Annotated in this window: 9 protein-coding genes; 3 read left to right on the forward strand and 6 right to left on the reverse strand. The window is 66.8% G+C overall.

The features are described 5' to 3' along the window. The 3 genes from K8V84_RS06185 to K8V84_RS06195 all read right to left on the reverse strand — a co-directional run. Positions 1-667 (reverse strand): SDR family NAD(P)-dependent oxidoreductase (locus tag K8V84_RS06185; RefSeq protein ID WP_304071584.1); only part of this gene is annotated, 667 nt, incomplete at its 3' end. Positions 668-765: 98 nt separating this feature from the next. Beyond that, complete coding sequence (locus K8V84_RS06190) at positions 766-1,479, reverse strand: PIG-L family deacetylase (protein ID WP_304071587.1); 714 nt, start codon at positions 1,477-1,479, stop codon at positions 766-768. A 112-nt stretch (positions 1,480-1,591) separates the two neighbouring features. After that, the gene (locus tag K8V84_RS06195; protein ID WP_304071590.1) at positions 1,592-2,410 is read right to left on the reverse strand and encodes a WbqC family protein; all 819 of its coding nucleotides are present in this window, start codon (positions 2,408-2,410) and stop codon (positions 1,592-1,594) included. A gap of 268 nt (positions 2,411-2,678) precedes the next feature. On the opposite strand from K8V84_RS06195, the gene K8V84_RS06200 reads away from it, so the two are divergent. Both K8V84_RS06200 and K8V84_RS06205 read left to right on the forward strand, forming a co-directional pair. After that, positions 2,679-4,220, forward strand: a complete 1,542-nt coding sequence (locus tag K8V84_RS06200; RefSeq protein ID WP_304071593.1) for a glycosyltransferase — start codon at positions 2,679-2,681, stop codon at positions 4,218-4,220. Positions 4,221-4,337: 117 nt separating this feature from the next. Next, complete coding sequence (locus K8V84_RS06205; RefSeq protein WP_304071596.1) at positions 4,338-4,772, forward strand: DUF3817 domain-containing protein; 435 nt, start codon at positions 4,338-4,340, stop codon at positions 4,770-4,772. On the opposite strand, the gene K8V84_RS06210 is transcribed toward K8V84_RS06205, so the two are convergent. Next, entirely contained in the window at positions 4,748-5,548 is an 801-nt protein-coding gene (locus tag K8V84_RS06210; RefSeq protein WP_304071598.1) for an SURF1 family protein, read from the reverse strand. The two genes, K8V84_RS06205 and K8V84_RS06210, sit on opposite strands and share 25 nt — an antisense overlap. A gap of 377 nt (positions 5,549-5,925) precedes the next feature. Continuing rightward, positions 5,926-6,459 carry a DinB family protein gene (locus tag K8V84_RS06215; protein WP_304071601.1) on the reverse strand — a complete coding sequence of 178 codons (534 nt, stop codon included), beginning with the start codon at positions 6,457-6,459 and terminating at the stop codon, positions 5,926-5,928. Positions 6,460-6,610: 151 nt separating this feature from the next. On the opposite strand from K8V84_RS06215, the gene K8V84_RS06220 reads away from it, so the two are divergent. Then, positions 6,611-7,378 carry an alpha/beta fold hydrolase gene (locus K8V84_RS06220; RefSeq protein WP_304071606.1) on the forward strand — a complete coding sequence of 256 codons (768 nt, stop codon included), beginning with the start codon at positions 6,611-6,613 and terminating at the stop codon, positions 7,376-7,378. Positions 7,379-7,389: 11 nt separating this feature from the next. On the opposite strand, the gene K8V84_RS06225 is transcribed toward K8V84_RS06220, so the two are convergent. Continuing rightward, on the reverse strand, positions 7,390-7,833 hold the full coding sequence (locus tag K8V84_RS06225; RefSeq protein ID WP_304071608.1) for a VOC family protein: 444 nt from the start codon (positions 7,831-7,833) through the stop codon (positions 7,390-7,392). Positions 7,834-7,958: the final 125 nt, after the last annotated feature.

Consider the following 7,958-nt stretch of genomic DNA (forward strand, 5'->3'; position numbering starts at 1 on the left):
CGTCGAAGACCGAGCCGAAGCAGCGGCGCTGTGTACCCGTGCCGTACACCGTGATCGGCGCGTCGCTCAAGGCCTGGTCGACGAACCGTGGGACGACCATGCCGTACTGACCGGTCTGTCGGGGCCCCACCACGTTGAAGAAACGGGTGATGACGCACGGGACCCCGGACTCCTTGCCGTAGACGTGGGCCACCAGTTCGTCCAGGCCCTTGGCGGCGGCGTAGGACCAGCGGCTCTTGATGGGCGAGCCGTAGATCCGGTCGTCGTTCTCGGTGAGACCGTCGGCGTCGTTCTTGCCGTAGACCTCGCTGGTCGAGGCGACCATGTAGGGGACCCGGTGTCGGACCGCGGCCTCCACGACGGTCTCCGTCCCGTGCAGGTTGGTGCGCAGGGACTGGAGCGGCTTGTCGACGATGTTGTAGACACCCACCGCGGCGGCGAGGTGGAACACGGTGTCCGCCTCCGCGACGAGTTCGTCCACCAGCTCCCGGTCCAGGATGTCGCCCTGGACGAAACGGAACGCCGGTGAGTTCTGCAACTGGGACACGTTGGACGGTGATCCGGTCGAAAGGTCGTCGAGCGCGATGACCTCGTGTCCCTGGGCGACCAGGTGATCGCTCAGGTGTGAGCCGATGAACCCGGCTCCGCCGGTGATGACAGCCTTCATGGTTTCCCCTCCACTGCGGGCGTTGATCGGTTTCTCTACTTCGTGGGGGATGGGTGCGCTGGGGACGGGTGGGGGAGTTCTGGTGCCTTCCGAGGCGTTCAGGCCAGGTGTCGTAGCACGTGGTAGCCCTCGCCGAGGGCCACCCCGGCCTGCATGCCCCTGAGGACGGCGAGGCTGCGCAGGGTGAGTTCGGAACGGGTGTGCGGGTGCTCATGGCTCTGTGATCCGTACAGCTCCATGCCCTGGAGTTTGGTCAGGAGGTCCTCCTCCTCGAGTTCGACGATGAGGTTGGGAGACTCCACCGGCTCGGTTCGCCACTGGTCGGCCGCCTCTTCGTAGGCCATCACCAACCCGGGGTGGTGACGCAGCCGGTTGTTGGAGGGGCGCAGGGCGGTGTGGACGGCCTCTGCGGTCGCCTGGTGGTCCTGGTTGTAGCTGGTGCGGTGCGGGATGAGCACCACGGTGGGTCGGAGCCGCGCGATCGACAGCGGGCTCTGCTGTTCGACGATCTGGGCCAGTTCCACGCGAGGGACGCCGTCGAGCCTCAAGTGGTTCGAGTCGCCGGGCAGGGCCATGTGCCAGTCGTCCCAGTGGAAGTGCTCGGAGGCCTTCTTGATCTCGGTGTGGCGCTCCTGGGCCGTGGAGAAGCCCTTCGGGGACTGGTCCGCGGTGTCGCCGACCGTTATGAACTGGACGTAGACCTCCGCGCCCGCACGCTTGGCCTTGCTCATCAGGCCGCCGCAACCGAGGGTCTCGTCGTCAGGGTGAGGGGAGTAGACCAGGAGACGCTCCTGTGACCAGTCCATCGTCATGTCGGTTTCCCGTCCTTTGCCGAATGTGGGGGGCGATCGGTGGTTACCCGGGCCGTTCTCGACCTCGTGCCGCGGTCCGGGAGGGCGGTGACCCGATGTGCCGACCTGTGGGTCAGTCGCGGGTTCTTGCCTGTCGGAGTACGTGCAGCGAGTCCGGTCCGGCGTTGAGCAGGAGATCGATCGCCGCCAGGCGGGGGACGAACGGTTCGGCGCCCTTACGAGTGCGTTGCGGGTACTCCGGGTGTCGGAAGCCCTGCCACTCGATGTCCACTCCGTAGCGGTCCGTGATCTCGGGGTCCATGTAGCCCTTGGATCCCTCACCTGCGAGCAGCGTGCTCGCCCCGGCCTTCGCGCAGATCTGTGCGAGCAGCTCGCTCTTGGACCCGGGGAAGTCCCCCAGATCCCCGGCGCGCAGAATCGGTGTGTCGATACCGAAACCGCGCATCAGCATGCGTGTGGTCGCGATGGACAGATCTGCGAGATCCTCCCACTCGGTCTCGTACAGGTGAGCGATTTCGTCTTTGTGATCGTCCCAGTACGGGGCCTTGCGGTAACAGTGTTCAGCCAGTGCCCTGTAGTGCTTCATCCTCCATTTCTGGGTGTTGTCGATCTTCTTGTCCCGAATGAGTTCGGCCCTGCTCGCCTGCTCCACCGGGACGGTCAGCAGGACCGGCTTACCGGGCCCCGCTATGTAGTTTCGGTTCTGCCATCCACGGCGTTCGAACTGGACCGTGTCGAGCATGATGAACCGGTCGGATCGGTCGATCTTGTCGATGAGCCCCAACCAGGGCCAATAGTGCGGCTGGTGGATCGCCACCGTGGCCCGACCAGGGTCGTCGCCGGTGAGCGAGGTGTGCTGTCGGGTGCTGCCGTGGTCGGGGTGGGCAGGATCCGGCGATGGGGAACGTGAGTCGCCGATCACGCCGGGCATTCTCCTTCTCTCGTTGGGTCACGGGGAGGCGAGGCCTTTCCGACTACTAAGCCGTATCGGATATTCCAGTGACGTTGACTGTCGCCGGTTCGCCTCAAATATCCTCTAATGGTTACCACTTCACGCAAGCCCATGTATACGATTTGCGTGGCCTACATAGGACGCGAAGCCGGGTGAACCTACCGGTCGCGTAGGGCGTCAACCTAACACCGACTTTGCGGGTTAATGTCGGTCCGAAACCGATAACTGTCGGAGGAGTCCTAGGGCTGTGCGTATCGCGCGTTTCATCGGTGGCCTGCTGACCGGGCTGATCGCCCTGGTGCTGGCCGTTGCTCTCTTCGTCTTCTGGTTCGACTTCGCCACGGGCATGGCGGCCGCCTCCGGACTGGGGGCCCTGGGCTACGTGTTCCTGTGGATGGCCTTCGGGCTCAACCTCCTGCTGTGGACCGTCATGGGCCTGCTCCGGCTGACCGAGGACGGTGCCAGGGCGGCTCTGCGCCGCGATCCGGAGCACAAGAGGAACCGCGCGTTGGCCCGGGGCCACGAACGCGAAAAGGTGCTCGTGGGAGCCGGTGGTGGTGACACCGGCGAAACCGTCGTGGCCACAAGTGGCGACGACGAGGGGACCCTGATCCGGACACCATCGGGGGGCGGCTCCGTCGCGACCGATCCGGACGACATCACCATCGCCGTCATCATCCCGGCGCACAACGAGGAGCCGGTGATCGACGCGGCCATCTCCTCGGCGCTGGGTCTGTTCAACCGCTGGGACATCTACGTGGTCTCGGACTCCTCCAAGGACTCCACCGCCGAGATCGCCGCGAAGACCGGTGTGAACGTCCTCGAACTCCTCACCAACCGGGGCAAGGCGGGCGCCATCGAGGCGGTCATCGAGGAGTTCGCGTTGACCGAGAACTACGACGGCGTACTGATCCTGGACGCCGACACCGAACTCCATCCGGGATACGTGGAAGGCGCCAAACGGCAGCTGGCCGACCCCGACGTCGCCGCCGTGGCCGGTTTCGTGGTCTCCGAGTGGAAGCCGCGGGAGCGCAACGTCGTCGGACGGGTCATCTCGGCCTACCGGGACCGCCTGTACTTCATGCTCCAGTACTTCATGCGTTTCGGTCAGACGTGGAAGCGCCTGAACGTGTCCTTCATCGTGCCGGGCTTCGCCAGCGTCTACCGCAGCCGCGCGCTCGAACAGATCACCGTGAACCCGCCGGGGCTGGTGATCGAGGACTTCAACATGACCTTCGAGGTGCACCACAAGCGCCTCGGCCGGGTCTCGATGAACCCCGACACCAAGGCCTTCAGCCAGGACCCGTTCACCTTCCGCGACTACCGCAAGCAGGTGGGACGCTGGACACTCGGTTTCTGGCAGACGCTGCGCAGGCACAGGTTGTGGCCCGGCCTCTTCTGCCTGTGCCTGGCGCTGTACGTGTTCGAGGTCGTCCTGGTCTCGCTGCTGTTCCTCGTCACGGTGGCCGTCGCGGCGTTCGTGCTGCTCGGCACGTTCGCCGGCGACATGCTCACGGGTATCCCGTTCTTCACCGACTCGTTCACCGCGGTGACGGCCTTCCTGCCACTGACGGCGCTGGCCATCGGTCTGCTGGTGCCCGACTACATGCTCACCTGCATGATGACCATGATCCGGCGTAGGCCCTCGTACCTGTTCTACGGGCTGTTCTTCTTCCCGATCCGGATCGTGGACTCCTACATCTCGCTGCGGATGATCCCGAAGGCCTGGACGGCCGAGTCCGACGGTCGGTGGAGCAGCCCCGTCCGCGTCTCCAACAAGGACAGGTGAGGTCCGACGCCGAGAATGTGAGATCGGACGGCCACGGCCACCCCGAACACCACAGGTCGCCGGCACCGCTTAGCCTCGATGGAGGGGACCCGACCCTCCTCGGGGCCAGTCGTTGGAATGGGTGTGTTGGCAGTGGACAACAGGCGTGTGTCGTTCGGGCTGTACCGGGTGTTGGCCTACGTGACGGGTGTCTTCCTCATCGGGTTGACCTTCATCGCCATGCCCGCCAAGTACCTGGTCGGCGAGACCTCGATGTTCGCCCTCGCGCCCGCGCCGCAGGGCCTGGAACGCTGGTTCGGCCCCGAGTCCCCGCTGATGCTCTTCATCGCGATGCCGCACGGCTACATCTACATGCTCTACGTGCTGGTGGTCCTGTGGGTGGCGCTCGACCGCCGCTGGGGCGCCGGCCGCACCCTGGGCGTGGTGCTCGCGGGCACCATCCCGATCCTCGGTTTCGTGGTCGAGCACCGCGTCGTGAAGTCGGAGCGGGCCAAGGAGGAGCGGGCCGCGTCCGCGAAGGGCGGGAGTCAGGAACCCGCGCCCACCCCTTGATCCGTCCGCGGTCCCCCGTCATCTGAGGCCCCGCCCGATTCCCGGGTGCGGGCCTCCTTCAGTTCACGGCGCATGAGGAGGACCCAAAAGACCAGCGCGGACACCCCGAACATCGCCCACTGGACGGTGTAGCTGAGGCTGCGCCAGTTGATGGTGAACCCGGTCGGTGGGTCCGGTGGGGGCATGGCGCTGAGTCCGTCGACCGCGGGTTCCCTCTCGGGGAGGGTGAGGTAGGCCGCGTACAGCCTCTGGTCCCACTCGGAGACCAGTACCGACGGGGCGATCCGCTCCACGGTGCCCTCCTCGGGAGCGCCCATGGGGACGAACCCCTCTGAGGTCTCCTGCGGGGGCTGAAGCCATCCGGTGACGGTCATGTCGCCCTCGGGCGCCGCCGGGACGGCGTCGGGGTCCTCGGTCCAGCCTCGGTTCACCGGCATCGCGACGCCCTCTTCGGTGACGAAGGGGATCACCACTGCGTAACCCTCGGTGCCGTCCAGGTACTGGGGCACCAGGACCTGGGAGTCGGCGTCGAAGCGCCCGGTCGCCTCGACCGCGGTGTTCGCGGTGAGGTCGGGGTGCAGGTACTCGCCGGGTTCGCCGAGTTCGTCGACCGTGATGGAGTCCGCGAGGTCCTCCACCGGGTTGGTGATGACGTCACGGTCCGGCTCGAAGGCGCGTGTGCCCTGCCAGTAGGTGCCGGCCACGCACACGATGGCCACGAGCACGGCCGCCAGGTGGATGCCGAGCCAGCGTGGGCTGAGGAGAGGTGAACTCACCTGTCCAGGCTATGCGCGGGTTCGGGGAGGTGGCTCATGACCCCTGGTTGACGATGGCCACAGCCGCTTGGGCGTTCATCACCCGAGTAATGGCGATCACTTTAAGTAGTTTCTCGTAACTGAGGGTTGTTATCCGTGGGGGTGGTGGGTACTGTTTGTATCAACGCGGAACGACAAGATCGCTTCCGCGGGCAGACCTTAAAGGTCGCGACTCCAGGGGGGAGGAGTCGCAGACCGTTCCCAGAGCGAGGGTCGCCTCCGTACTTTGAGGGGGGATGCGGAGGCGACTCTCGCCACCTCGTCCGGGGCGGGACCACTTACCGGTGGTCCCGCCCCGTCGTTGTGCGCGGGTGCCGGTGCCGGGGGTTCCGGCCGGCTCAGCCCATGGTCTTCCGCCCGTCCAGGGACTCCCGGATGATGTCGGCGTGACCACAGTGCTGGGCGGTCTCCCGGATCAGGTGCAACAGCACGTCACGCGCGGTCCACTCGGCGTCCTCCGGGAACCACGGAGCCGCGGGCAGCTTGTTGGCGATCTCCAGGTCCGGCAGGGAGCGCACGTACTCCTCGGTGGCCTTCGCGGTCTTCGCGTAGTCGGCCAGAGCCCCCTCCAGGGTCTCGTCGCCGACCAGTCGGAAGGTGTCCTCGTGGAAGTCGTAGGTCTCCTGGGCCTCGTAGTCGATCTCCGCCGGGCCCTCCTCGATGAATCGGATCCACCCGCGCTCGGCCTCGCTCACGTGCTTGACCAGGCCCGCCAGGTGCAGCGCGCTCTTGGTCGTGCGCGTGGTGGCCTGTTCCTGGTCCAGCCCTTCGAGCGTGGTGAGCAGGAACGCGCGCTGTTGGGCGAGGAAGCCCAACAGCGCCTCCCGCTCCACGTCGACCCGGCCGTTCGCCCGCGTGATCGTCGCAGTCATGGGAACCCCTTCGTCGTGTCGGTCTCGCTGGACTCGACACTAGGAAGCGTGGCGGTCAGGTTCTGTCCGCCACTTCCGATGAGCTCGGGACTTCTATGGCACCGTCGAAAGCACTCCGGATAACCTGGCGGTCCGGCGACCCGGAGGATTCATGGCCTTGATTCCGCTCCAGTACCGACTCGACGGCCCCGAACACGCGCCCGTGGTGCTGCTCGTGCCGCCGTTCGGGACCAAGATGTCGGTCTGGGAGCCACAGATGCCCGAACTCACCCTCAACCGTCGTGTGCTGCGGATCAACCACCGCGGCCACGGCCACTCACCGGCCCCGGACGGCCCGTGCAGTATCGAGGACCTGGCCCTGGACGTGCTGGGGGTCCTGGAGGACCTGGGGGTCAGTCGGGTGTCCGCGGCCGGCGCCGGGTTCGGTGCCTCACTGCTGCTGTGGATCGCCGCGAACTCCCCGCGCGCCCTGGACCGCCTCGCGCTCATGGCGGCCGCGCCGCGCACACCCGTCATGCACCGTTGGGATCGCGTCGCGGCCAGGGTGCGAGCCGGTGGCATGGAGTCGGTCACCGCCGACGTGGTGCTGCCGTGGTTCACCCCCGACCTCACCGACGAACGACCCGAGGTCGCCGCCCGCTTCACCGAGGACTTCGACGGGATCGACCCGGCCGCGTACGCGTCGATCTGCGACGCGGTCCAGACCATGGACCAGCGCCATCTGGTCTCGGGGGTGCGGGTGCCCACCACCGTCGTCTCCGCCGCGCACGACCCGCTGCTTCCGCCCGGGCACGGCCGCAGGCTCGCCGACGGGATCGCGGGGGCCCGGTTCGAGGTGGTCTCCGGGGCCGCGCACCTTCTCGGCGTGGAGCGCGCCGATCGTGTCAACGAACTCCTGGTGGAACACGTGGCCGCCTGAGGCGGCACTCGTCAGTCCTCGGGCAGGCTCACCTCGCTCACCGGCTCCCCCGGGTCCACCACCGGGATCAGCGGGCGGTTGATCTCCAGCAGGTAGCCGTCCGGGTCGCGAAAGTGCGCCGCCCGGATGCCCCACGCCGTCCAGTCGCGCGGCTCCATCACCTGGCGGGCGCCGTCCTTCACCAGGCGTTCCGCGGTTCCGTCGACGTCGTCGACCTCGAAGATCACCGCCAGTCGGTCCTGGTGGGGGAGCTCGGGGTCGGCGGTGTCGGTCTCCAGGGCCTCGGCCATGACCTCGCGCTGGTTGATGGCCAGTCGTGTGCCCGACTCCACGTCGAACTCGGCGTAGCGGCTGTTCTCGTCACCCCAAAGGACGGACAGACCGAGCATGTCGGAGTAGAAGCGAAAGCATGCCTCGTAGTCGTTGACGAGGAGCCTGATGTAGCTGCAGCGCATGGGAGTCTCCTGCCGTGGCGGGTCGTGGCGGGTCGGTCGTCGGCACCATTCTCACGTCCGAGGGTGACGGATCACCGAGTATCCGTACCCGGGTGTCGTGTGGCCGGATCCGGCCACACGACATG

Source organism: Nocardiopsis listeri (genome assembly GCF_020741345.1).
GTDB classification, from domain to species: Bacteria; Actinomycetota; Actinomycetes; order Streptosporangiales; family Streptosporangiaceae; genus Nocardiopsis; species Nocardiopsis listeri_A.

Bases quoted from the DNA above. Each gene is read 5' to 3' on its own strand.
- K8V84_RS06190 (WP_304071587.1), bottom strand. From the start codon at position 1,479: ATGACGATGGACTGGTCACAGGAGCGTCTCCTGGTCTACTCCCCTCAC.
- K8V84_RS06195 (WP_304071590.1), bottom strand. From the start codon at position 2,410: ATGCCCGGCGTGATCGGCGACTCACGTTCCCCATCGCCGGATCCTGCC.
- K8V84_RS06220 (WP_304071606.1), top strand. From the start codon at position 6,611: ATGGCCTTGATTCCGCTCCAGTACCGACTCGACGGCCCCGAACACGCG.
- K8V84_RS06225 (WP_304071608.1), bottom strand. From the start codon at position 7,833: ATGCGCTGCAGCTACATCAGGCTCCTCGTCAACGACTACGAGGCATGC.
- K8V84_RS06215 (WP_304071601.1), bottom strand. From the start codon at position 6,459: ATGACTGCGACGATCACGCGGGCGAACGGCCGGGTCGACGTGGAGCGG.
- K8V84_RS06205 (WP_304071596.1), top strand. From the start codon at position 4,338: ATGGGTGTGTTGGCAGTGGACAACAGGCGTGTGTCGTTCGGGCTGTAC.